Source organism: Microcoleus sp. MOSTC5, from assembly GCF_036701825.1.
Taxonomy (GTDB): domain Bacteria; phylum Cyanobacteriota; class Cyanobacteriia; order Cyanobacteriales; family Microcoleaceae; genus Microcoleus; species Microcoleus asticus.
On sequence record NZ_JAUBRK010000005.1, the window covers coordinates 165,872 to 189,170 of the forward strand.

23 protein-coding genes are annotated in these 23,299 nt (G+C 46.5%); 13 read left to right on the plus strand and 10 right to left on the minus strand.

What is annotated here, in order from left to right; all coding sequences use genetic code 11:
* Nucleotides 1–130: 130 nt before the first annotated feature.
* Nucleotides 131–1,822 carry a transglutaminase family protein gene (locus QUA54_RS03770; RefSeq protein WP_333190272.1) on the plus strand — a complete coding sequence of 564 codons (1,692 nt, stop codon included), beginning with the start codon at nucleotides 131–133 and terminating at the stop codon, nucleotides 1,820–1,822.
* A 108-nt stretch (nucleotides 1,823–1,930) separates the two neighbouring features.
* Nucleotides 1,931–2,071 carry a hypothetical protein gene (locus QUA54_RS03775; RefSeq protein ID WP_172189208.1) on the plus strand — a complete coding sequence of 47 codons (141 nt, stop codon included), beginning with the start codon at nucleotides 1,931–1,933 and terminating at the stop codon, nucleotides 2,069–2,071.
* A 245-nt stretch (nucleotides 2,072–2,316) separates the two neighbouring features.
* Here QUA54_RS03775 and QUA54_RS03780 read toward each other — a convergent pair whose 3' ends face one another.
* On the minus strand, nucleotides 2,317–3,303 hold the full coding sequence (locus QUA54_RS03780) for an aldo/keto reductase (protein WP_333413368.1): 987 nt from the start codon (nucleotides 3,301–3,303) through the stop codon (nucleotides 2,317–2,319).
* A gap of 144 nt (nucleotides 3,304–3,447) precedes the next feature.
* The gene (locus tag QUA54_RS03785) at nucleotides 3,448–4,341 is read right to left on the minus strand and encodes an alpha/beta fold hydrolase (protein WP_333413370.1); all 894 of its coding nucleotides are present in this window, start codon (nucleotides 4,339–4,341) and stop codon (nucleotides 3,448–3,450) included.
* A gap of 172 nt (nucleotides 4,342–4,513) precedes the next feature.
* Between QUA54_RS03785 and QUA54_RS03790 the strand changes: the two genes are divergently transcribed.
* Together QUA54_RS03790 and QUA54_RS03795 are read left to right on the plus strand one after the other, a co-directional pair.
* A complete protein-coding gene (locus QUA54_RS03790; RefSeq protein WP_333413372.1) occupies nucleotides 4,514–4,780 on the plus strand; it encodes a hypothetical protein in 267 nt (88 codons plus the stop codon).
* A gap of 256 nt (nucleotides 4,781–5,036) precedes the next feature.
* Entirely contained in the window at nucleotides 5,037–5,525 is a 489-nt protein-coding gene (locus QUA54_RS03795) for an anti-sigma regulatory factor (RefSeq protein WP_333413375.1), read from the plus strand.
* A 238-nt stretch (nucleotides 5,526–5,763) separates the two neighbouring features.
* Here the strand turns inward: QUA54_RS03795 and QUA54_RS03800 are convergent, their stop codons facing one another.
* On the minus strand, nucleotides 5,764–6,039 hold the full coding sequence (locus QUA54_RS03800; protein ID WP_333413403.1) for a DUF6439 family protein: 276 nt from the start codon (nucleotides 6,037–6,039) through the stop codon (nucleotides 5,764–5,766).
* A gap of 119 nt (nucleotides 6,040–6,158) precedes the next feature.
* Here QUA54_RS03800 and QUA54_RS03805 point away from each other — a divergent pair, with 119 nt between their 5' ends.
* A complete protein-coding gene (locus tag QUA54_RS03805) occupies nucleotides 6,159–6,533 on the plus strand; it encodes a DUF2203 domain-containing protein (RefSeq protein WP_333413377.1) in 375 nt (124 codons plus the stop codon).
* A gap of 134 nt (nucleotides 6,534–6,667) precedes the next feature.
* Nucleotides 6,668–8,059 carry an asparagine--tRNA ligase gene (gene asnS / locus QUA54_RS03810; protein ID WP_333413379.1) on the plus strand — a complete coding sequence of 464 codons (1,392 nt, stop codon included), beginning with the start codon at nucleotides 6,668–6,670 and terminating at the stop codon, nucleotides 8,057–8,059.
* Nucleotides 8,060–8,143: 84 nt separating this feature from the next.
* On the opposite strand, the gene QUA54_RS03815 is transcribed toward asnS, so the two are convergent.
* The 3 genes from QUA54_RS03815 to QUA54_RS03825 form a co-directional block, all read right to left on the minus strand.
* Nucleotides 8,144–9,625 (minus strand): pitrilysin family protein, encoded by a 1,482-nt coding sequence (locus QUA54_RS03815; protein ID WP_333413381.1) that lies wholly within the window; start codon nucleotides 9,623–9,625, stop codon nucleotides 8,144–8,146.
* A gap of 116 nt (nucleotides 9,626–9,741) precedes the next feature.
* A complete protein-coding gene (locus QUA54_RS03820) occupies nucleotides 9,742–9,915 on the minus strand; it encodes a hypothetical protein (protein ID WP_333413383.1) in 174 nt (57 codons plus the stop codon).
* Entirely contained in the window at nucleotides 9,893–11,488 is a 1,596-nt protein-coding gene (locus tag QUA54_RS03825) for a pitrilysin family protein (RefSeq protein ID WP_333413385.1), read from the minus strand. Before QUA54_RS03825 ends, QUA54_RS03820 begins: the two co-directional genes overlap by 23 nt.
* A gap of 387 nt (nucleotides 11,489–11,875) precedes the next feature.
* Between QUA54_RS03825 and QUA54_RS03830 the strand changes: the two genes are divergently transcribed.
* Together QUA54_RS03830 and QUA54_RS03835 are read left to right on the plus strand one after the other, a co-directional pair.
* The gene (locus tag QUA54_RS03830; RefSeq protein ID WP_333190190.1) at nucleotides 11,876–12,493 is read left to right on the plus strand and encodes a helix-turn-helix domain-containing protein; all 618 of its coding nucleotides are present in this window, start codon (nucleotides 11,876–11,878) and stop codon (nucleotides 12,491–12,493) included.
* Nucleotides 12,494–12,517: 24 nt separating this feature from the next.
* Nucleotides 12,518–13,039 carry a GNAT family N-acetyltransferase gene (locus QUA54_RS03835; protein ID WP_333413387.1) on the plus strand — a complete coding sequence of 174 codons (522 nt, stop codon included), beginning with the start codon at nucleotides 12,518–12,520 and terminating at the stop codon, nucleotides 13,037–13,039.
* 8 nt (nucleotides 13,040–13,047) lie between these two features.
* On the opposite strand, the gene QUA54_RS03840 is transcribed toward QUA54_RS03835, so the two are convergent.
* Nucleotides 13,048–13,410 carry a hypothetical protein gene (locus QUA54_RS03840; RefSeq protein WP_333190193.1) on the minus strand — a complete coding sequence of 121 codons (363 nt, stop codon included), beginning with the start codon at nucleotides 13,408–13,410 and terminating at the stop codon, nucleotides 13,048–13,050.
* A gap of 111 nt (nucleotides 13,411–13,521) precedes the next feature.
* Between QUA54_RS03840 and QUA54_RS03845 the strand changes: the two genes are divergently transcribed.
* Entirely contained in the window at nucleotides 13,522–13,710 is a 189-nt protein-coding gene (locus QUA54_RS03845) for a hypothetical protein (RefSeq protein WP_445301525.1), read from the plus strand.
* A gap of 68 nt (nucleotides 13,711–13,778) precedes the next feature.
* On the opposite strand, the gene QUA54_RS03850 is transcribed toward QUA54_RS03845, so the two are convergent.
* Nucleotides 13,779–14,141 (minus strand): hypothetical protein, encoded by a 363-nt coding sequence (locus QUA54_RS03850; protein ID WP_333413389.1) that lies wholly within the window; start codon nucleotides 14,139–14,141, stop codon nucleotides 13,779–13,781.
* Nucleotides 14,142–14,257: 116 nt separating this feature from the next.
* On the opposite strand from QUA54_RS03850, the gene QUA54_RS03855 reads away from it, so the two are divergent.
* A complete protein-coding gene (locus tag QUA54_RS03855; RefSeq protein WP_333413391.1) occupies nucleotides 14,258–15,031 on the plus strand; it encodes a cobalamin biosynthesis protein in 774 nt (257 codons plus the stop codon).
* A 4-nt stretch (nucleotides 15,032–15,035) separates the two neighbouring features.
* On the opposite strand, the gene QUA54_RS03860 is transcribed toward QUA54_RS03855, so the two are convergent.
* Nucleotides 15,036–15,404, minus strand: a complete 369-nt coding sequence (locus tag QUA54_RS03860; protein WP_333190198.1) for a phage holin family protein — start codon at nucleotides 15,402–15,404, stop codon at nucleotides 15,036–15,038.
* 109 nt (nucleotides 15,405–15,513) lie between these two features.
* On the opposite strand from QUA54_RS03860, the gene QUA54_RS03865 reads away from it, so the two are divergent.
* On the plus strand, nucleotides 15,514–16,011 hold the full coding sequence (locus QUA54_RS03865; RefSeq protein WP_333413393.1) for a pentapeptide repeat-containing protein: 498 nt from the start codon (nucleotides 15,514–15,516) through the stop codon (nucleotides 16,009–16,011).
* Between the two features lie 138 nt (nucleotides 16,012–16,149).
* Here QUA54_RS03865 and QUA54_RS03870 read toward each other — a convergent pair whose 3' ends face one another.
* Nucleotides 16,150–18,354 carry a transglycosylase SLT domain-containing protein gene (locus QUA54_RS03870; protein WP_333413395.1) on the minus strand — a complete coding sequence of 735 codons (2,205 nt, stop codon included), beginning with the start codon at nucleotides 18,352–18,354 and terminating at the stop codon, nucleotides 16,150–16,152.
* A 337-nt stretch (nucleotides 18,355–18,691) separates the two neighbouring features.
* Here QUA54_RS03870 and QUA54_RS03875 point away from each other — a divergent pair, with 337 nt between their 5' ends.
* The gene (locus tag QUA54_RS03875) at nucleotides 18,692–20,170 is read left to right on the plus strand and encodes a leucyl aminopeptidase (protein ID WP_333413397.1); all 1,479 of its coding nucleotides are present in this window, start codon (nucleotides 18,692–18,694) and stop codon (nucleotides 20,168–20,170) included.
* A gap of 414 nt (nucleotides 20,171–20,584) precedes the next feature.
* Nucleotides 20,585–22,804 (plus strand): PAS domain S-box protein, encoded by a 2,220-nt coding sequence (locus tag QUA54_RS03880; RefSeq protein WP_333413399.1) that lies wholly within the window; start codon nucleotides 20,585–20,587, stop codon nucleotides 22,802–22,804.
* The last annotated feature ends 495 nt before the right edge of the window (nucleotides 22,805–23,299 follow it).

Genomic DNA, 23,299 nt, shown 5'->3' on the forward strand with positions numbered 1-23,299 from the left:
TCGTAAAAACACCCGGTTGATGCGTCAGTCCTGGATATCAGGAAACTCGGCAATTTTGCTGGTGAACCTCAAGCGATCGGCTACAAGTTACAAATCAGGTTTTCTGTACAATACCGGCAAGAAATTTAGCATGAATCTCGATTCACCTGTTCTCTCGGACAAACAGCCTTCGGGGCTGCGGATGGTAAGACCCATAGGAGTGTTGGCACTGCACGGCATTGCTTTTTTAGGAAATAGGTTGTTCGCTATCGATCGCGCCGAAGGGCTGCTATTGGAGATCGATCGAGAAAGTGACAACACTACTGTTTTGAATCCTTATCAAACGGCTAAGTTTGCCGGCGCAACGGGGCTGGCTATTTCGGAAGATACTCTCTGGTTTGCGCGGGATGAGGATATTTGTTGCTGTCGGGGCGCAATTCTGGACGGGGCGATAACTGAACTCAAACCGGAACATTTTGTTTCGCTTTCTTATCCTGCTGACGGGATTGCTGTTTGGAAATCTACGCTTTATGTTACGTGCCATAGATTGGGATATATTCTGGTTTTTGACCTGAAAAGCGGTCGGGAAATTACTCGGTTTTACGCTCCCGGTATTGGGGTAGAAAATATCACTGTCCGGGATGAGGAACTTTGGGTTTGCGACAAGACTGAGCAAACTGTTTACTGTTTGGAAAGGGGAACTGGGGAGATTAAATTTAGCGTTTTGACTCCTTTTGAGTCGCCTTCTGGTTTGGCTTTTTACAAGGATTCCGAAACCGGGGAGGAGGTTCTGTACGTGGCTTATGCCGGGGATGAACTTTACATCCGGGATGACCCGAATTCGGAAGATCCTTTTCAGTTGACGAAGCGCGATCGCACTTTTATTCACCCTTTGTATTTTCACTACAATGAAGCCGACCGCTACGCTCTGTCAAACGGTTTTTTGATGGAAATGTCTTATGTGGAGGAACTGTCTCCTCTCGATGAGGTAGAAATCGAAAATTTGGAGTGGCGGATTGCTTTGCCTTCGGAAACTCACCGGCAAAAGGTCAGGAAAATTACGCCGATTGGAATGCCTTTTACTGAGGAAATTCAGGAAGGGGAACGGGTGGCGGTGTTTAAGTTCGATCGGCTGCACCCTGGGGAACGCCGAATTTTTGGCTGGAAGGCTTTGTTAGAAGTTCGATCGATTAAGTATCAGTTGTCGCCTCGGGATGTCGAAAAGATTCCGAAGCTGTCGCCGGAGTTTGCAGCTAAGTATTTGGTGGACAATGACAATTTGGCGATGGATACGGAGATTGTGCGATCGGCTGCTGTGGCTGCCATTGGCTCAGAAACTAATATTTTGAGGCAGTTACTGAGCATCCGCAATTTTGTTTACGACCAACTTTCTTACGGGATTAGGCCTCACATTGACACTCCCGATCTTGTACTGCGCCGCGGCATCGGTTCCTGCGGCGAGTACGTGGGGGTATTGTTGGCTTTGGCAAGGTTGAACCGGATTGCTTGTCGCACCATAGGCCGCTACAAGTGCCCGGCTTTTGCTGACAGAAAAGGGGTGTCGCTGGAGCCGGATTTCAATCACGTTTGGCTGGAGTTTTACATTCCGGGTTTTGGCTGGGTGCCCATGGAATCTAATCCTGATGACATTCAAGACAGAGGCCCTTATCCTTTGCGATTTTTTATGGGTTTGGCTTGGTATCACGTAGAGATTGGCAAGGGAATTCGGTTTCAAAGTCTCACGAGCGGCGGTCTTCCTTTAAACAAGGAGGATGTTTCCGTGGGGAGTCTGGCAATTAATCATGTGAGGTTTACAATTTTGGAAGAGTTGCCAGCAGTTTAAATGGAGTGTTAACAGTTAACAGTTAGCCCTCAACATTCAACTGTTCATTGTTAACATTTTTCATCTAAAATCGAAAGTAGAAAATGTAAAATCAGAGGAAGAGGGGTTGTGGAATTTTCGATTGCTAATATTCTCGTTTTAGTAGCCTTTGTACTGCTGCTGACGGTGACTGGCGGGGTCGCTTATTTGACCGCGGCTGAGTGGCGCGATCGGAGGCGGTTAGATAAGGCTAAACGGAAAAAAGAATAGCTCTTGGCTGTTGACAAAGTGCATATTTTATGATAAAAAACAAGGCGACATGGTTGGTCGCCTTGTTTTTTGATTAGATGTATTTTCACGGCAGATGATATCAAGTTTGGTAACACAACCATTATAGGTTTGTAGTGAGGACTTGAGTCATAATACAAAACTGTGATTCACGGGCTTTCAGCCCGCGCCACAATCAACACACTACAATAAACACAGAGGAAAAAGGGAATTTTGGAGTCGATCTCTTAAGTCCACTGTCGGAAAAATGTATTTTCTTGCCAAGCGGCGGCGGTGCGCTTTTCAAGTGCTGCCATTTCTGTTTTGTTCAGGGGTTTGAATCCTTGGGCGACTTTGAAGTTTTCTTCTAATTGCTTTACTGAGTCGGCGGCGATGATGCAGCAGTGCACGCCGGGAAGTGAAAGTGTGTAGCCCATTGCTTGGTGCATTCCATCTAAAACACCGTTCAGAAATAATTTGCCGTAAGCTGGTATTTTCATGGCTATGACACCGATGTTTTTGGCTTTGGCAACTGGTAAAGCGCTGGTAACAAAGGAGCGCGGGTGATGTTTTTCGGCGGCGTTGAGGGAAATTAATGTTGTGTCGAAAGGATAGCGCTGCAAGCCTGCGGCAATGATGGCTGGTTCGTGGTGTCCGGTGATGCCGGAAAAACGAATTATTTTTTGCTGTTTGGCTTCTTCGATCGCCTTTATTGCTCCTTTGGCACTGAAAATTTGGTCTAATTCTGTTTGGAATGAGACGTGGTGGAGTTGCCACAAGTCTAGCCGATCGGTTTTCAATCTTTTGAGCGATCGCTCTAAGTCTCTCCACGCGCCATCTCTGTCTCTGGCGGAGGTTTTTGTGGCTAGGAATAGGCGCGATCGATATGGTGGCAAAACTTTGCCTAAGTTTTCTTCGCTGGGCCCGTACTCGGCCGCCGTGTCAAAATAGCGAATGCCTAGTTCGATCGCGCGTTCAATTTGCACCGCCGCTTCTGCTTCTCTTCCCGGCTGCGACAGCGGTGTTTGTCCTGCTCCCCCCAAACCGAAAATCGGCACTTTCACGCCGGTGTTGCCTAACAGTCGTTCTGGCATTTTTACTGTGGCGGCCCCCTGGTTATTGGGTGCGGCTGCGATTTCCCGATCCTGCTGTTCGATCGCCTTAGCGCCTGCAATGCCGCTGGCAACAGCTATACTGCTCAATATAAAATTGCGGCGAGTCTTTTTGCGGGTCATGGTTTCGGTCTCCTCAGAATATGTGAGTAGAAATTAACCGCGTTTGTGAGAGCACAATACATAGATTTTTACCGCAAATTGGATAATTTTCCCCCTATCCGACGGAGGAGATTGCCGGGGGAAAATTATTTATGTGCCGATCGATTATTCGTCAATTATCCATGCGCGAATCAGTTCGTTTATCTGTTCTGGTACTTCGTCGTGGGGACAGTGACCAGCTTTGATAAAGTGTTCTGTTAACTGCGGATAGTGTTTGCGAAATTTAGCGCTTCTTTCTGTAGAATTCATCCACGGGTCGCCTTCTCCCCACAGCATTAGCAACCGGCAGTTTAATTGACTAAGTAATACGTCGATTTTTTCGCCTTGGGGTGTTCTGAATACAGAAGCGAATACTTTGGGGGCACCGGGATCGCAGGAGGGAAGGTAAATTTCTTCTACTAATTGGTCTGTGACGGCGCTTTGGTCAAGATAAACTTTTTCTAGGGTTTTCCGAATTGTCGATCGCTGGCGCACGTACTGGAACAGCAGAAAACTTGCCCAATCTTGCTGAAATAAGGTTTTAGCTACCGCAGATATGGCTTTTTGCAAGGGCGGGGCTTCGGGTGCGGGCTGCGGTTCGCTGAAGGGGCCGGCGCTGTTGATTAATATGAGTCCGGCGGCTGATTCGGGGCGCTGGGCGGCTACACACAAGGCGGCGTAGCCTCCGAGGGAGTTGCCGGCTAGTACGGCGGGCCGGCCGATGATGTTGGTGATAAAGTCGTGGAGTTGGTCGCGCCAGAGGTCGCCGCTGTACTGCAATTCGGGTTTTGCCGATCGCCCGAATCCGATCAGGTCGATCGCCCACACTTCAAAGTCTTTGCTCAGCCCGCTGATATTTTTGCGCCAGTGGTCTGTGGAGGCTCCAAAACCGTGAATTAACAGCAGGGGAGGGCGTTCTGGATGCCGTTCGCTCGATCGAACGTAGTACACTGAATGCCCCCGCCACTGCCAGTAAGTGCCGGCTATGGGGGCGGAATTCATGGCTGGGGTTGCTTTCATAATGTAAAGAAATAATTATTTACTTTAAATATTGTATCGCGACCCTCAGATTTATAAAGTTTTCCAAACGCGCCTGGCTTATGCCAGAAGAGAATTATTCAATTTGGGCGATTTGGGATATCGCGATCGCCCGCTCTCAGAATGAATAAGTTTTGTAACGAATATTGATTTTGTGAGGGTCGCAACAATCGGAGATATTTTGCCCGATCGCTTTTGGGAAATATATCCGGTTCGGGCTGCAACACACCTAGGTATGATGATTTTGCTGTGTGGTAGCCTAGCAAGTTGTTGGCGATCGGCCCTTGCCCAGCGGCTGCGAGGGTCGATCCCGATTCGCGATGGTGAAGGGATCGACTTTTTTATAGTTATTTCCGAGCTTTTCAAGGTGGGGATCGTTTGGTATGAGCTGTTGACGGCTTGGGGGATGCAGCGAGCCTAAGCGTTGCTAGGTGGCAAAAGCCGATATCGAGAATCTGGCTGCTGGGAGAAGTTATAAGTAAAATTACTGATGGTTCTCTGCAGAAGTTTCTCAGAATCCCTGAATATTTTGTGACGTTCTTTGCTGTTCTTAATTGCTTGGATACTCTAAGATAGAAGTAGAGCTGCGGCGCTCAATTAATTAGCATTTTGAATACTAGGGAGCCAACTATGCAGGGTGTGAACTTTATCCACCTGAAAGTTAGGGAGTTTTCTGAGTGATTGCTATTTCACCCCGTCCGGTCGGACGCAATTGGATTACGATTAGCTTCGCTTCTACTCTATACCTTTGTCCTATTTTGGATCTGCTCCTAGCAGAGGTGCCAGATTACTGGCAAGCGGAATTGCGGTTGGGGCTTCAAGAAGCTTTGGTAAATGCTGCTAAGCATGGAAACAAGTTAGACCCCGGTAAAACAGTTGGAGTCCGTTTTTCGGTCGTCCAAAACCAATATTGGTGGGTAATATCGGATGAAGGTTCTGGCTTTAAAGCTCCTTGCAGTTGCAACCTTTATACCGATGATTGCGAGAGTCTCCTAGCACAGGATGTTGTAGATGAATCTGCACTGCCCCATGTGGAACAGGAATGTGGTAGGGGGTTGTTTATTCTTTACCAAATATTCGATCGCGTAGAGTGGAATTCTCAAGGTACAGAGTTACGGCTGTGCAAAGGACTTACGGGTGGCTACGGGCTGCCGGGCTTGCGCTAGCACCCCTATTTTGCAGAAGTTTTCACCTCAGCTAGACCTGGCAATTCTTTCGTTCCCGGGCTTAACCTTGGAATGAAAATTAGGAGAATCTGGGTATAGATAGCTGATTTTAATGCAAAATGTGAGTTTTGAGTTAAAAAAGTATAAATCTTTTGAACTCACAATCGCGCTGCTCGATCGAGCGGCGCGATTGTCTAAATTTTGAGCTACTAATCAAGTCCAAACTCAAGACTCAAAATTATTTGCCGTGGGTGGCACAGGGAGGAGCAGATATCGATCTATCCAGCCATCCTGCTGCTTGGTTTAAGCGCGGGAGAGCTTCTTCTGGCTGTTTTTTGAGCAAAAAGACCAGAGCGGCCGCGGCTTGCTCGCAGGCTCGCGCGGAACGGTTGGCTTTGAGGCGGTGCCAATCTTTTTCGTGGATGGCGAGGCGCGCGGCTAGAGCCTGGGCTAGTTCTACCGTGCTAAGCTCGTTGAGGTTGACAGTTTGGGTGGTTTGTGCAGTTTCAAGCATAGGTGGCATTTATAGCGATTTGGCTGCCGTTTCTAAATTTAACAAATAATATACTGGACATAATAACAACTAAATAGCCAATTGGTTTTTTTAAATTATTGTCAGGTTTGCAGATCAAAATGCCTCAACAGCCGTCAGATTTAAATCGAGAGACACCGGGAGATGATGAAAGTGAGTTTGTTCAAGCGATCGCAGCAGTGGAGCGATCGCTCGCGGCAGTCAAAGAACGGTACACTCAAATTCAGGTCGATCGACAGCGCCAAGTCGAACTCGGCCATCGGCGCGAAGAAATCCGCCAGTCTAAACGCCAAAATCCATTGCCGCAACTCAAAAAAGAATTGCGGGAAATTGAGCAAGAATTGGAAACTATCGAGTTGAATTTAGAAAGCAGCCTGTTTTCTTGGGGAAGCATAAAACAACCTTTTTGGCAAGCAGTTCGCTTTGGGGGACTCGGCATTTTGCTCGGTTGGATTTTGAAATCCTACGCAGGTTGAACTATGTTGAGATTTATGATTTTTTTAATGAACCGCAGAAATTCACAGGCGGGACGCCTGTTCCACAGAGGGCGCAGAGGAAGAGAAAAGAGATAAATATGGTGCAAAATATTAAATAAACAGGAGTGGATATTATGACAAATCAACGAATTGCAGCAATTTTGCGCGCAGGTGAACCCGACGAAACTGTAACTGTTCAAGGCTGGGTTCGCACTAAGCGCGAATTGAAAGAATTTGCCTTTGTCGAAGTCAACGACGGTTCGGCGATGGCTAACTTGCAAGTAGTCATAAATTCCGATTTGCCAGAGTTTGAAAACGTACTCAAACAACTGAATACAGGTGCATCTCTAGAAGTTTCGGGAGTGCTGGTAGCGTCTCCCGCAAAAGGACAGCGAATTGAGTTGAAAGCCTCACAAGTACAAGTTTACGGCGATGCAGACCCGCACACTTATCCGCTGCAAAAAAAGCGGCATTCCTTTGAATTTTTGCGGACAATCGCCCATTTGCGGCCGCGCACAAACACCCACGGTGCTGTCTTTAGAGTCCGCAATGCTTGTTCGGCGGCGGTACACCAATTTTTTCAAGAACGCGGTTTTTTGTGGGTTCATACTCCAATTATTGCCGCTAGCGACTGCGAAGGTGCGGGGGAAATGTTCGGCGTTACCAACTTTGATTTAAAGAACGTGCCGCGCACTGATTCGCAAGAAGTTGATTATGCTAAAGACTTTTTTGGAAAGCGTGCCTATTTAACAGTTAGCGGTCAGTTGGAAGCGGAAGTTATGGCGATGGCTTTCGGCAATGTTTACACTTTTGGCCCGACTTTTAGAGCGGAAAATTCTAATACTTCGCGGCATTTGGCGGAATTTTGGATGATTGAACCGGAGATGGCTTTCTGCGATTTGCAGGGAGATATGGATTTGGCTGAGGCGTTTTTAAAGTACATTTTTAAATACGTTTTGGAGCATTGCCCGGAAGATATGGAGTTTTTCAACGAGCGCATTGACAAAACGGTTTTGGCTACTGCTGAAAATATCATTAATAATCAGTTCGAGCGGATTACTTACACGGAGGCGATCGCACTTTTGGAAAAATCAGATAAAAAGTTTGATTTTCCGGTAAGTTGGGGCTTGGATTTGCAGTCGGAACACGAGCGTTATTTGGCTGAGGACTTGTTTAAAAAGCCGACCATTGTCAGCGATTATCCCGTCGGGATTAAAGCATTTTATATGCGTTTAAACGATGACGAGAAAACGGTGCGAGCAATGGATGTTTTGGCTCCTAATATTGGGGAAATAATCGGCGGTTCGCAGCGGGAAGAAAGGCTGGATGTGTTGGAGCGGCGCATGGAAGCCCAGGGTATGAATAAGGAGGAATTGTGGTGGTATTTGGATTTGCGCCGCTACGGTACTGTGCCTCACGCTGGGTTTGGTTTGGGATTTGAACGGTTAGTGCAGTTTATGACGGGAATGGGGAATATTCGGGATGTGATTCCGTTTCCGAGAGCGCCTTTAAGTATTGATTTTTAGTTGAGGATTGTGCGGAAAATAGGAGGGACACGGCAATGCCGTGTCCCTACCTGAAAAGAGAGGAATGCAAGTCCTTGTTACCGATTAAGTCGCCGAGGGAATTGTGATATCAACAGATTGCACTTTGACCGAATTTCCCAAACTCGATAACGGCGGTTGAATTGCCTCCGTATTTCCGACTACTAATGTTACCAGATTTTCCGGTTTCAAGTAAGTCTTGGCTACGCGCTGCACGTCGGCAATTGTTGCTGCTTCGATGCTGCGGCGGTAGCTAAAAATGAAATCTTCGGGATAACCGTAGTATTCGTAACGCATTAATCGCGACAAAGTTTGACTGGGATTTTCAAATTTGAAGATGAAAGAATTCAGGGTGGAATCTTTAGCGAAAGCTAATTCTGCCGGGGTAATTGGTTCGGTGCGGATACGATCGATCTCTGCCCGAATTGCCTGGATAAACGGTACTGTTGCGTCCGATCGCGTTTGGCCTCCAGCGACAAACACCCCCGGATAGTCATATCTCGGACTCCAAGCTGCGTATACTGAATAAGCTAAACCTTGGCGCGATCGCACGTTATTAAACAAACGGCCGCCGAAACCGTTGAGAACCCCATTCATTACGTCCAAAGCACCGTAATCTGGACTGCTGAGCATTCCGCCCAAATGTCCCATTTGCACGTAACTTTGACTTAATTGCGGCTGATTTACAAAAAATACGCCACCGCCTTTTGCTGGCGATACGGTTGGTAGCGCAGGCACTTCTGCACTTGGATTCGGTTGCCAGTTGCCAAATTTTTGCTCGACGAGCAATCGCATTTTAGCAGTATCAAAATCGCCAGAAATACCCAAAATCATGTTTTTGGGGTGGAAATATTTCTGGTAGAAACTCACCACATCGTCGCGGGAAATATTGGCGATGGTTTTGTATTCTACCGTGCGCGCGTAAGGACTGCGATCGCCGTAAATTAACTTTTCAAACTCGCGGCCGGTAATATCGTTAGGATCGTCATTGCGGCGGGCGATCGAACCTTGAGTTTGATTCTTCGCTAAATCCAACTTTTCCTTAGCAAAGATTGGCTCCCGAATCACTTCCGCAAATAAGTCAAACACGGGTTCCACATCTTCAGCTAAAGCACTAAAATTAGCAGTGCCAGAAGTAACATCAATCCCCGTTTCTACCGAAGCTGCTCGCTGTTCTAGCAACTGATTTAGTTCATCAGCCGTATGCCTGCTAGTGCCGCCAGTCCGCATCACTTCTCCCGTCAAACCTCCCAATCCAATTTTATCGGCAGGTTCAAAACGCTCGCCCGTGCGAAATAGCGCCGTTCCCCCAATTAGCGGGAGTTCCCGGTCTTCCATCAGATACACCCGGATGCCATTTGTCAGCTCGAAGCGAGTATATTTAGGCAGTTTAATTTCGGGCACCGCCGGGAATGTTAATTCGTCGTAGTGTTTCGGTGCAGCCGCTAACGAAGGTAACAAATTAAACGTGCCCAGTGAAACAGTAAAAATGCAAAGCGATAGCAGAAATAACTTTACGTTTTTCAGTCTCAATTTAGTCCTTTTCATTCTTTCTCCTAAGTTTCCTATTGTGACATAGCGTCGGGATCGTGCCCCGCGCCCGCCCTAGATGCAAGACTATCTCTTAGTCTGCGAAGGCAGACTTTGTTTGTGTAGGATCGGTTTCAACCGCCGATTCTAAATCGAGGCAGAGCCTCTGGATCTGCGTTCCCAGGCAGAGCCTGAGAACGAGTCTTTCTTCCTTCTTCCCTCTTCCTTCTTCCTTCTTCCTTCTTCCTTCTTCCTTCTTCCCTCTTCCTTCTTCCTTCTTCCTTCTTACAGCGGCAAAAGCTTGCCAATCGTGCGATTTTCCGGCCGGAAAGTTGCCTGAGCGACACGCTGAATGTCAGCCGGAGTAACAGCCGCGATCGCATCCAATTCCTTGAACAAATTTCGCCACGAACCGGTGTTTACTTGATAGTCCAGCAGCGAAAATGCCATGCCCATATTAGAATTGAGCGATCGCAACAAATCGGCTCTCGCCTGAGTTTTCACTCGATCCAATTCCAAATCAGAAACCGGCTCAGTTTTCAGGCGATCGATTTCCTTGCTCAAAGCTGCCGCTACTTCATCAACCGTGCGGCCCGGAGCAGTTTGAGCGTAAAACAACATCAAATTCGGATACTTTTCCCCCGGATAACCGCTGAAACCTTGAGCAGCTAGGGCTAATTGCTGTTGTTCTACCAAAGATTTGTAAAGCCGAGAAGTGCGGCCATCGCTGAGCAAAGAACCAATCATTTCATAAATCGCATTGTCGGGATGGTTCATCGCCGGTCTGTGGTATCCTTCCAAATACCAAGGTTGAGTTTTTAATTTCAGCGTGACTTCCTGAGTTTGGGTTTGGGGAGGCTCCACAATTTGCAATTCAGAAGGCGCAGGTTTCGCCTTGTAGCGGCCGAAATAAATTTGAGCCAGTCGCTTCACTTCCGCAGCTTTCACGTCTCCTACCACCGCCACAGTCAGCTTGCTGGGGACGTAGTGAGTCTCGAAAAACTTCTGCACGTCGCTGCGGCTGAGGTTTTTAATGTCTTCAGTGTAGCCAATTACGGGGCGGCGGTAGGGATGAACAGAGAAAGCTTTGTTGGCAAAAACTTCAACCATTTGTCCGATCGGAGAATTCTCGGTTCGCAGCCTGCGCTCTTCTAAAATTACTTGTTTTTCTTTGTAAAATTCCCGAAATACCGGTTCTAGAAATCGCTCGGATTCCAGCGACATCCACAGTTCTAACTTGTTAGCTGGGAGGCTGTAAAAATACATTGTGGCGTCGGTGGAAGTAGCGGCATTTAGTCCGACTCCGCCTGCTTGTTCAACTATTTTGCCTAGTTCGTTGCGCTTGACAAATTGCGAAGCTTCGGCTTCAACTTTGTCAAATTCTGCTTGAAATTTGGCGACTTCTTCAGTTTTGCCGCTGGCTTTTGCTGCTTGCATTTGCTCGAAGAGTTCATCTTGTTTTTCTAGCAGCGGCTTTTCGGCTTTGTAATCGGTAGTGCCGATTTTTGGCGTGCCTTTGAAGGCTAAATGTTCGAGATAGTGCGCGACACCTGTTTGACCGTCGGGTTCGTTTGCGCCGCCGACATCGGCGTGAATTAGAAACGATGCTACGGGCGATCTGGGCCTTTCGAGCACGATGAATGTCATCCCGTTGTCGAGCTTAAATTCGGTGACTTGCTTGATTACTCGATCGAGCGACGGTTGAACAGAGACTGCTTGGGAGCCGCTAGCGGGGTTGGGGCGGGCGAGGGCGATTTCGGGAGAAATGCCCCACCACAGCAGTACAGCGGCCAGCAGGGAGGCGATGAATCGAGTTTGGCGATCGGGCGATTCCCTACGGGATAGCTTCGCTTCACGGGGTTTTTGGAACTGCAGGGTCATTCGATTTTAGATTTTAGATTTTGGATTTTGGATTGTCAAACAAAAAATGTTTGTGCTCGGCGGCCAGAGATTCTTTTTTAAGGATAAAGATTTTTGGAGGCATAAGCGATCTGTTGCGCCCCAGATGTTAGGCTGATACAGCAAATCTCACAAAGGGTCATGGGATTTTAGATTTTAGATTTTAGATTTTGGATTGTCAAACGGCAAGAAGTTTATGCCGAATAACAAGAGATGCTTTTTAAGCATGAAGATTTTTGGGGGCATAAGCGGTCTGTTGCGTCACTTCCAGTTTAAGATTAAAATCACGCACAACTTAAAACTTAACATAATTTAGTTTTTCAGTCCTGAACCTGCTGTTCCAAGTCGCCAATTACCGATTGCAAAGCCATGCGAATTTTTAATCAGTCTCCTCCTTCTGAAACAGAAACCAAAAAGCGGATTTTACAAGCCGCTCAGCGGTTGTTTGCCCGCAGCGGATACGACGGCACTACAACTCGCGATTTAGCAGCGGCGGCGGGGGTGGCGGAGGGTACGCTATTTAGGCATTTTGATAATAAAAAAGCGATTTTGATTGAGGTGGCGACGGAAGGATGGGTGGAGTTGCTGACGGATTTGCTGACTGAATTAAGCGAGATGGGCAGTTACAAAGCAGTGGCTCAGGTGATGCGGCGGCGGATGCTGAATATCCGCGAGAATAGCGACATGATGCGGGTGTGTTTTTTGGAGGCGCAATTTCACCCGGATTTGCGCGATCGAATTCAGTTGGAAGTCATCGGAAAAATGAGCGATGTGGCTGAGGCTTTTTTTGAAACGGCGATGGAAAAAGGAGTTTATCGAAAGATGAATCCGAAGATTGTCGCTCAGGTATTTTTGGGAATGTTTGCAGTCGCGGGTTTCAGTCAAAATACGATTATGGAGCCGAATGCTTCTCCGCTGCAAATGCAGGAAATGGCGGAAGGATTAGCCGATATTTTTCTGAATGGGGTTTTAATTAAAGATGAATAATTAGGGCAACAGGGAAAAGTTGTTATGGGCAAAGTTTGGGACTATTCTATTCGGCCACTAACCCAGGAAGACGAGCCTTTTCTGTGGCAAATGCTATATGAAGCGGCGCACATGGCAGAAGAAGGCGAATCCACGGTGCAAGCGGTTGTCAATCATCCTTTAATTGCGAAATATGTCAAGAATTGGGGACGTGAAAACGATCTGGGCTTCGCAGCAATCGAATTGAACGGCAGCCAGCCAGTAGGAGCCGCCTGGCTGCGTTTGTTTACAGAGGATGACAAGGGGTTTGGCTGGGTTGACGATACTACCCCGGAATTGGCGATCGCCGTTCTTCCAGAATATACAAATCAGGGTGTAGGAACGCAGTTGCTGGCTCGTTTGTTGTCAGCAGCACAAGTCTCTTATCGATCGGTATCCCTGAGTGTCAGAAGCTCGAATCGAGCCCTGAGTTTGTACGAGCGATCGGGATTTAAAGTAATTGAGGGAAGCGAGACAATCAACCGCACAGGAGGGACATCATTCACGATGAAAGTTGATTTGGATTAAGTGAATGATTACTCTATAAATTCGTACATTTCCTGTACCCAATTCTCCCGATTTTCCTGCCATTCATCCGTCACGACTTCCCAAGTTGTATTGCTTTCAAGTTCCAGCAATAGACTTGATACTTCTTCAAGGGTCGATGCTGTATGACATTCTTGTACCCAACTTTCCCTGAGTATTTTCCAGAGACTTTGTACCGCTTCCCGCTGAAAATTAGATTCTAATTCAACTAGCAATTTGGCTAGGTGTTTTTCGTCAATTGCTGCTGACACCTCGCTCATCCAACAGTTGCGACGTTCATTCCATTCTTCCGTCACTGCGTCCCCGTTTAGGTGGGCTTGAAACTCTAACAGTAATTGGTTTAGCTCTACCATATTAAATTTGGTATTGTTGGGAGTTTGTGCTAAAATTATACAATTTTTATTGATTTAGACTGTTGGTTTTTTATAATGAGCGATGCGGCTGAGGCTTTTTTGGAAACGCCTATGGAACAACAAGTTTATCCAAAGATGAATCCGAAGATTGTCCCTCAGGTATTGTTGGGAATGTTTGCAGTCGCGCCCTTCAGTCAAAATACGATTGTGGAGCCGAATGCTTCTCGGCAGCAAATGCAGGAAATGGCTGAAGGACTCGCTGATATTTTTCGGAATTGGGTTTTGCAGGAAGATGAATAATTAGTCATTAGTCATTAGGAAATTTTAGAGCCTGGGAACGCATATCTACAGGCTCTGACTCGTCGAAACTACTCCTTAAACTTGTGCATTTGCTGTACCCATTTCTCGCGATTCTGCTGCCATTCAGCGGTCACAGCTTCCGAATTTATATTGGTTTCTAGTTCCAGCAATAAACTTGATACTTCTTGAACAATCGATGCTCCCAGACATTTTGCTACCCAACTGTCCCGGCGCTCTTGCCACTTAACATCAACCGATTTTCCCTGCAAGTTAGATTCCAATTCAACTAGCAATTTTGCTAGATATGTCAGGTTAACTGATGCGGCCACATCGCTAACCCAACTGTCCCGGCGCTGTTTCCATTCTTTTTTCACTCCTTCCGATTTGAGGTTGCTTTCCAGCTCTAACAGTAACTGATTTAGTTCTACCATCTTAAATGTTTGACTTGTTGTAGTTTGTGCTACAATTATACCATAAGTTTCAATAAGCAGAGTGTTAATTTTTTGACAGATGGCGGTCGCAGTGAAACTACAGAATAGATAACTTAATGATGAGCGATGAATTTACTTTAGATATGCTAGACATTCCCTGCGGTTGGAGGCGCGGCGAAGGGGACTGGACTGGAGTAGCGGCGGCTTTTTCTAGAGGGGAAACTGTCGAAGTAATTCAAGAAGTTGGTTCTACGTTGTGGCAGAACAGTCTGCCAGAAAAACATTGTTTGTATTGGGAGGGTGAAAATTTATCCACTATCAAAGCCCGAATTTGGATTAGTTTCACCCAGAGAAGATTTTCGCCGGACTCTGCTTTTCCCAAAGTTCAGTGGCATCCGAGAGTGTTGTGGCTAGGGATAGGTTGCGAACGCTACACAGCGCGAGAATTAATCGAAACTGCGATCCAAAATGTATGTCGCGGTTATCATTTAGCGGAAAGTGCGATCGCAGGTATTGCGACAATAGACACTAAAGCAGGTGAAGTCGGCTTGCTGGAACTTTGTCAAGCGCGAAACTGGCCGTTAAAAACCTTTGCTGCTGACATTTTAAGTTCCGTAGAAGTCCCCAATCCTTCAAATATTGCAGCAAAACAAGTCGGGACGCCCAGCGTAGCAGAAGCTGCGGCACTTTGTGCGATCGAACTGATATCTTGTACCATTCTCAAGAACAGGCAAGATGCCTGTGAAGCGAAGAGTGAATCTGCTTGTGGGGTGGGCATCCTGCCCGCCCGTGAAAGGCTTTTAGTCCCTAAAAAAATATTTCGCTCGGGCAAAAAAACAGGTTCTGTAACAGTAGCGGTTGCAGTTTGCCCGATCGAGTATCTGGGATAATGTATTACTGAGACAAAGTATTGGCATTCACAAATCGACCAATCAACCCAGAAACGAATGACAACACAATTGAACCCAATAAAGCCGGCCAAAAACCGTTAACCGCAAAGCCGATATTGAACGCACCCGCCAACCACGAAGCCAGGGAAAGCGAAATTGCATTCACAACGAATAAAAACAAACCTAAAGTAATAATAGTCAAAGGCAGCGTCAGCAATGTAAGAATCGGTCTGACAATCGCGTTGACCAATCCGATAACAACAGCAGCCAGCATCGCCGCCGGAAAGCTCACCACCGCAATACCTGGTACAATGTTAGCGGTAATGACCAGCGAAACCGCTGCGACTATCCAAGTCAAGAAAAAACTTAGCATATGTTTTTTTTCATCTCCATCACTATTAATTAAGATTGTACCTGTTTAGTCGATCGACAAAAGTTCGGGATACACTACGAAATACCCACCTTGCGAGAATATCAGACTTATGAAACTCCGGCAACTAGCAGCCTTCCTCTTAGCCCTAACTATCTTCATCCTGCCGCGGTCAGCCCAAGCTCAATCTAAATATTACCCTCCTCCGCTGTCCTTTAGCAACGCCGAACTGACAAGACGCGATTTTTCGGGTCAAATGCTGCGGACTGCTGAATTTTCTAACGCTAATATGGACTTGACTAATTTTTCTAATGCCGATTTGCGGGGAGCAATTATGAGCGCTTCGGTGATGACTCAGGCGAATTTGCACGGAGCAAATTTAACTAATGCAATGATAGATCAAGTTAAATTTACTAAGGCAGATTTAAGCGATGCAATTTTAGTGGAAACAATTTTGCTGCGTTCTACTTTTGAGGAAGCTGATATCACCGGGGCTGACTTTACCGACGCAATTATGGATGGCGCACAAGTTAAAGAATTGTGCATCAAGGCAAGCGGTATTAATTCCCAAACTGGGATTTCTACTCGCGATTCTTTGGGATGCCGCTGATTTATTTTATAATCCCACAATTTCAATTTATGGAATATTGGTATGGGCGGCGCCGAAGCCCACTCCTAAATCAATAAATACACCAAATAAACTTGTTTGTGGAACGGGTTCTCCTGCTTCTGACAGCATAAACCATAATTACTGAGGCTTGGCTTTTTTGAGAGAAGCCTCATAATTCTCACTCATTAACTGATTAACTTCTGGATTGTAAATCCGCAGATAATTCCAGTAATTCTCAAACACCGATTTTACGTATCCTTTCGTTTCAGGAAACGGAATCTTTTCCGCAAAAGCATCCGGGTCGCTAAAATTAAACCTCTTCAACCAATCCGATACTGCATTCGGCCCGGCATTGTAACTCGCCACAGCTAACATCGAGTTATTCTTGTACTCGTCGTGAGTGTGATCCAAATACCACGTACCGAGTTTAACGTTGTCGTCCACATTCTCCAATGAATACTTTTTGAGGCTGATTTTCTCAGCAACCCAAGCTGCTGTTTCCGGCATTACTTGCATTAACCCGGTGGCACCAACTGATGATTTGATATCGGGCATAAACCGCGATTCTTGCCGGATTAATGCGGTTACTAATACTGAATTTATTGTGCGTTCTTTTGACCACTTGACAATGGTTTCTAAGTAAGGAAAAGGATAAAGTGCTTGCCAATAAATCGGTTGCTGTCTCAGAGCGAGGTATTGGGTTCTATCATCTGGTTTGTCGCGCTGCCGCAAACTCCCAACCATCCACAAACCGTCTAAATTGTCTCCGACTCCAATTCGCATTAAACCGTCGGTAAACTGTTCCGCAATACTTGGTTCTACGCGGTCGATAAATTCTACTTGCCACAGATTCCAGGCATCTCTATCTTGACCTAATTGATAGAGTTCTTTCAACGCAGGAGAACCGGCGGTTGGTTCGGGGCGCTGAGGGGGCCGCACTACATTCGGAGACAAATCTCGGACTGTGGTAAAGTCGCCTACGGGCCAGCCGAGAAGTACAGCCGATCGCCACGCAAAATATGATTCTGGATAGCGTAAGAGAGTGTACTCAAACGCAGTCTTGGCGTCTTGTTCGCGGCCGAGTTGCTGTGCCCATTTCCCGACCCAAAATGCTGCTTCTGGAGCTTGTTCGCTGTCGGGATTGTGCGTGGTTAATTCTCTCGCCCACTGCCAAGCTGATTTTAAATCTCCGCCTTTGGCAAACTGCTGGGCGATCGTCCACCGCAATTCGCCTGCTTTATCAGAATTATTGTATTTTGTCAATAGCAACTTGCGGGTATCTGAGGCGGATTGACCGCTGCGTGCTTTGTCGAGAAGTTGGGATTTATCTAACAAAGCTTCGGGGGCATAATTGGGGAATTTGCTAATAACTCGATCGAGCCAAACGATCGCTTCTTTCGGTTCGCTCAGCCGCGACAGCCGAATTAAACCCAAACCAGTATCTTCGGCATCGGGAAACTCGCGCACTAATTCTTGATAGGCAATTCTCGATTCCGGAATTTTTCCTTCGAGCCACAAACCGCGAGCTTTTCGGTAAAGATTTTTGGGATTGCGGGGAGCTTTACCGTAAGCAATAGCTCCTTTGCCGTAATCCTGTTTTTCCCAATAGCCAAAGGCAATTTCTTCCCAATCTTCCGGTTTCAAAGCGGCGCCGTTTCGCTGCACAAGTTGTTCCAAAATTGTACCGTAATCTTTGACATAATGACCGTATTTTGCTACGAGCAGCATCAACTCCGGCTGATTGGGATTTTCTTTTAACTTAGCGAGGGCAATTTCTACGCTGCGGGGATGAGCGGGAAATTCAGTAATTGCCTGTTGCCAATATTCCGGTTTTGACTTGCCTAAAACATATAAAGCTTCCGCTGCTACCGGGTCGCTCGGATAGTTTTTGAGCAGTTCCTGCCAAGCTTTTTGGGCTTTGCCTTTGTCGCCGCTCAATTGGTAAGCTTCCGCCCTTTTTAGGGCAATGTGAGCAGCTAAAACCGGATATTCTTGCTCTAATTTGTCCAATAACTTTAATGCTTTGGTCGCATTTCCTTGCTGGATTAAATCGCTGGCAAGCAGGTAGCGGGCGCGGCTTTGAGGGGAGATTTCCTGCTGCGGGTTCGTACTTGCAGACTGACTGGTTGCGAGTTCAACTAATTTCGCCGATCGCTCGCTCGGTGACAGCGATACCAGCATCTTGACTTGCGATTCGGAATTCGCGGCATTCAGGGGCTGCTGAGCCTTCTGGACCGAGCCAAAGCCCATCCATTTCATCGCAGCAACCAAAGAGCCGATCGCAATAACGCAAACTGAAACGCTGATTAAAACAGAAAATCGGGCCCGGCGTCGTTTTAGCATGGGAAAATTTAAGAGAATAAGAATAAAGAACCGATCGTTTGTCAAAAACCATCACAGACCGGATGGGTGTTCAACGCCATCACAGGCCGGATACCTGTTTAACGAGAAATAAATGTTAAGAGTGGGGCGGGCCCTTTCAGCAGACCCCAAAACAGATTATTGAGATTGGTGCGAGATCCGATCGCAGGCGGACTTGGCTGATATAGTAGCAGAATTTATTTCGATGCGGAGCGGAGAATTTGTGCGATCGATCTATTTACCCGCACAAAGGAAAAACGACAAAGCACCAACTACAAAGTACAATCAAAAATCTAAAATCTAAACTGTAAATCAAAACATGGAATTTCTAGTCACCGATAAACCCGGCTCTGTTTGGACGGGAGACGCCCTGGCAATTGGTTTGTTTGAGGACGCCCTGGAACTCACCGGCGAGCTGGCACAATTAGATGAAAAGCTTGCAGGCACATTGAAAGAGCTGCTACTGGAAGTAGATTTTAAGGGCAAAGCTGGCACGAGCGCCATCACCCGCGTCGGTGGCAATAATCCCATTCGCAAAATTGCGATCGTCGGTTTGGGCAAAACAGAGGACTTAAAATTAGACACGGTGCGGCAAGCTGCGGGTATTTGCGCCAAGTTAGCCAAAAAGGAAAAATGCAAAACCCTCGGAATTAGCTTTCCTGTATGGAACAACGCGCCGGATTCTACAGCAAGCGCGATCGCCGAAGGTGTAGAACTCTCCCTAAATCAAGACAACCGTTTCAAATCGGAACCTGACGACAAAAGCCCGCAAATCGAACAAATTCATTTGCTCGGTTTTGCCGGTACCGAAAGTGCGATCGCCCGCGCCCGCCAAATCACTGCCGGAGTCATTTTAGCACGGGAATTAGTCGCAGCGCCGGCAAATTTTGTCACCCCGATTACAATGGCCGAAACCGCTCAAAGTCTAGCTGCCGAATGCGGTTTAGAATTAGAAATATTGGAGCGGGAAGACTGCGAAAAACTAGGCATGGGAGCTTTTCTCGGCGTTGCCCTAGCATCTGATTTACCGCCAAAATTCATCCACCTCACTTACAAACCAGAAGGCACACCGCGCCGCAAAATAGCAATTGTGGGCAAAGGATTGACCTTTGATTCCGGCGGTTTGAACATCAAAGGAGCCGGCAGCGGCATTGAAATGATGAAAGTAGATATGGGCGGCGCTGCGGCTACTTTGGGAGCGGCAAAGGCGATCGGGCACATCAAACCCGATGTGGAAGTTCACTTTATCAGCGCCGTCACTGAAAACATGATCAGCGGCCGCGCCATGCGCCCTGGAGACATCCTTACAGCTTCCAACGGCAAAACAATTGAAGTCAACAATACTGACGCAGAAGGCCGTTTAACCCTGGCTGATGCTTTGGTATTTGCTGATAAATTGGGAGTTGACGCAATTGTCGATTTAGCAACTCTAACCGGGGCTTGCGTAATTGCTTTAGGCGAAGATATCGCGGGTTTGTGGAGTCCTCAAGATAGCGTCGCCGCCGAAATAGTCGCCGCCTCAGAATTGGCAGGCGAAAAATTTTGGCGAATGCCGATGGAAGAGAAATATTTTGATGGATTGAAAGCATTGCACGCCGACATGAAAAACACGGGCCCGCGTCCCGGCGGTTCGATTACAGCGGCGCTATTTTTGAAGCAGTTTGTGAAGGATACTGCTTGGGCGCATTTAGATATTGCCGGCACGGTTTGGAGTGACAAAGAAAATGGCTACAATGGCCCTGGGGCTACCGGTTTTGGAGTTCGGACTTTGGTGCATTGGGTGCTGGGCGGCGCTTAATTGTGGATTTCCAGCACAAACATTGAGATGTTGTCTGCCTTAAAAGCCCGTTAGTCCATGAGTGAGCCAGGGGTTTAAGACCCCTGGCTTACAGCTTAAGTCATCTAAAAGTAAACTTAATAGCGATCATTAAAAATTTTAATCTTTCAGAAGCCATAAGTAGGCGAATTTATGTATTCCGTAACTGCGAGGAACGTAAGCGTTGCGAGCCGCGACACGATCGCAATCGCTCATACTTGCCGAAAGCTTTGCTCCCCGGGCCCAACCTAGACTGTTTTGACATTCCCTGAAAAAATAGCTGTTTCATAAAAAATGAAAAAAGTATATAATTATGTAAACATTTCACTAGCAGAAATCAAATAATTATATTTGATCGGATTTGCATTGGTACAGATAACTTTTTTCTTGAACTTTATGCAAGAACAATTAACAATTTTTTTTTCAACACTTGCTGTATCTTCCCCACTCGGCTGCGACGCGCTGCCGGAGTTGCGACTGTACGCTGTTTTTGACTCGCTGACGGCACTGGCTTATTGCTCGATCGCCCTATCTTTAGTTTATTTTACCCGCCCAGGTTCTCACAGCAAGATTTTAAGGATGTTTGCCGTTGGTTTTTTTGCCTGCGGCGCTGCTAAATTGACGGAAGTTTGGACGCTTTGGCATTCCATATATTGGCTGTCGGTAACTCTCAAAGCTGCAAGTGCTTTGATTTCTTTGCTTTTAGCCGCAGTCGCCCTCGCCGTCATGCCGAAAGCACTTGCCGAGTATGGTTTAAATCAAAAAGAAAAATTTCAACAACAGCCGTTAAAACAAGTAGAAGAAAATCAGCACCAGCATGATATCGAGAAAGGAGAATTGTCACAACAATCGCTCAATTTTTCTTCTTCAGATACTATTGTCGATCGCGCTTTAGCTCTCAATTCGCTTAACGAACAGTTAGAAAAAGAAATTGCCGATCGCCAGCGGGTTGAGGAACAGTTGCAACTGACTCAATGTGCGATCGACCGATCGGCAGATGCGGTATTCTGGATCGGGCCGGACGGTAAATTTTTGTATGTCAACGACGCTGCTTGCTCTTCATTGGGATATTCTGCTGCAGAATTGCTCTCGATGACCGTGCACGACATCAATCCAGATTTTCCTCAAACAGCTTGGAGTTTGCACTGGAAAGTCTTAAAACGCTGCGGTTCGGTTAATATTGAAGTTCACCACCTCACTAAGTACGGTCGTATTTTTCCGGTAGAAATTACGATCGACCATTTGGAATTTAACGGCAAAGAATATCAGTGTGCGTTTGCTCGCGACATTAGCGAGCGCAAGCGGATTGAGGCAGCTTTGCGAGAAAGGGAAGAAGAATTTAGGTCATTAGTTTCTAGCATTCCCGGTGCGGTTTACCGGTGCAGTGCTGCTGGGCGATCGAGCTTAACTTTTATCAGCAGCGGCATCGAAGCTATTTCTGGCTATCCCGCAGATAACTTTATGCAAAAACCGGTGCAGGCTTTTCCGAGTATAGTTCATCCCAATGACGTGCAGCATATCGAGACAACTATCGATCTGGCTATTAAAACAAAACAACCTTACACGCTCGAATATCGCCTGATTCACTGCGACGGAAATGTGCGGTGGGTTGCAGAGAAAGGTCAAGCCATTTTCACCGCAGCAGGTCAAGTCTTATCCCTCAACGGTGCGATTTTTGACATGACAGAGCGCAAAGCAGCGGAGGATGCTTTGCGGCTCTCCGAGGCGATCGCCAACAACAGAGCCCAGCAGCTAGAAATCGCTCTTAAAGAACTCCGAGAAACTCAAGCTCACCTAATTCATACCGAAAAAATGTCAAGTCTCGGTCAAATGGTAGCTGGAGTAGCTCACGAAATTAATAACCCTGTCAGTTTTATCTACGGCAATATTTCCTATGCCAGCCAATATATCAGAGACTTGTTGCAGCTTGTAGAACTTTACCAAAAACACTATCCTCAGCCAGCGGTAGAAATTCAACAATGTATTGATAATATCGATTTAGGATTTCTGAGAGAAGATTTGCTAAAAATATTATCTTCGATGAAAATGGGAGCCGATCGCATTCGCGAAATAGTTCTGAGCTTGCGAAACTTTTCGCGTTTAGACGGCTCGGTAAAAAAGCCTATTAACCTTCACGAAGGCATAGACAATACGCTCATAATTTTGCACAACAAACTGCGAGCCAGAGGCGACTCTCCCGAAATAAAAGTAATCAAAGATTACGGTAAACTGCCATTAATAGAATGTTATGCAGGTCAGCTAAATCAGGTATTTATGAATCTGCTTAGCAACAGTATTGACGCCTTGGAAGATGCTTGCCACCAAAAAAGGCGAGCGGCTGTCGGCGACGATTGGGAACCAACTATTAGCATTCGCACAGAAGCCCTGAACGAAAATAGTATTTGCATCCGCATTGCCGATAATGCCATAGGCATGACAGAAGACGTGCGGAGCCGATTGTTTGACCCGTTTTTCACTACAAAACCGATGGGAAAAGGCACTGGTTTGGGGTTAGCCATCAGTTACCGAATTGTCGTGGAAAAACACGCCGGAGCCCTTAGCTGCCGTTCCGCCCTAGGAGAAGGTACGGAATTTGCGATCGAGATTCCTTTATGAATTAGTCCGACGGAAGTATCAAGATTTTGGCAGAAGCTATCGCTCACTCTAAATCGGGCAGTAGAAGTATCAAAAAAGGAAAACTTGCTGGAGTAGGAAGTGAAAACCAGCTCATATCAAATCCCGTAGCATCGTCGGGCGTAAAATCCAGTTCTGATGGCGACAGTCGCCCCAAAACCATTACAGGCTAATGTTTTCGCGCTTGGGATAACTTCATGAATTTGGGCCGACCGACTAAATAATCTCAATACAGTAAAAAGCGCTTAGTTGTGATAAAAACGAAAGGTATCGTTAATACCACAAGACCCCAAGTTATAATATTTACCCTCATTCTATCACAACATTCTCGAAAAAGATCTCTACCCACAACAGCTATTTACGCTTCAGATGCTCGCACAAGTTGTTACAATCACAGCAATAAGGAATGAAAATTTAATAACACAAGCAAGGTATAATAAACAAATGAGTGAATATCAATGTACTTGACATTTCATT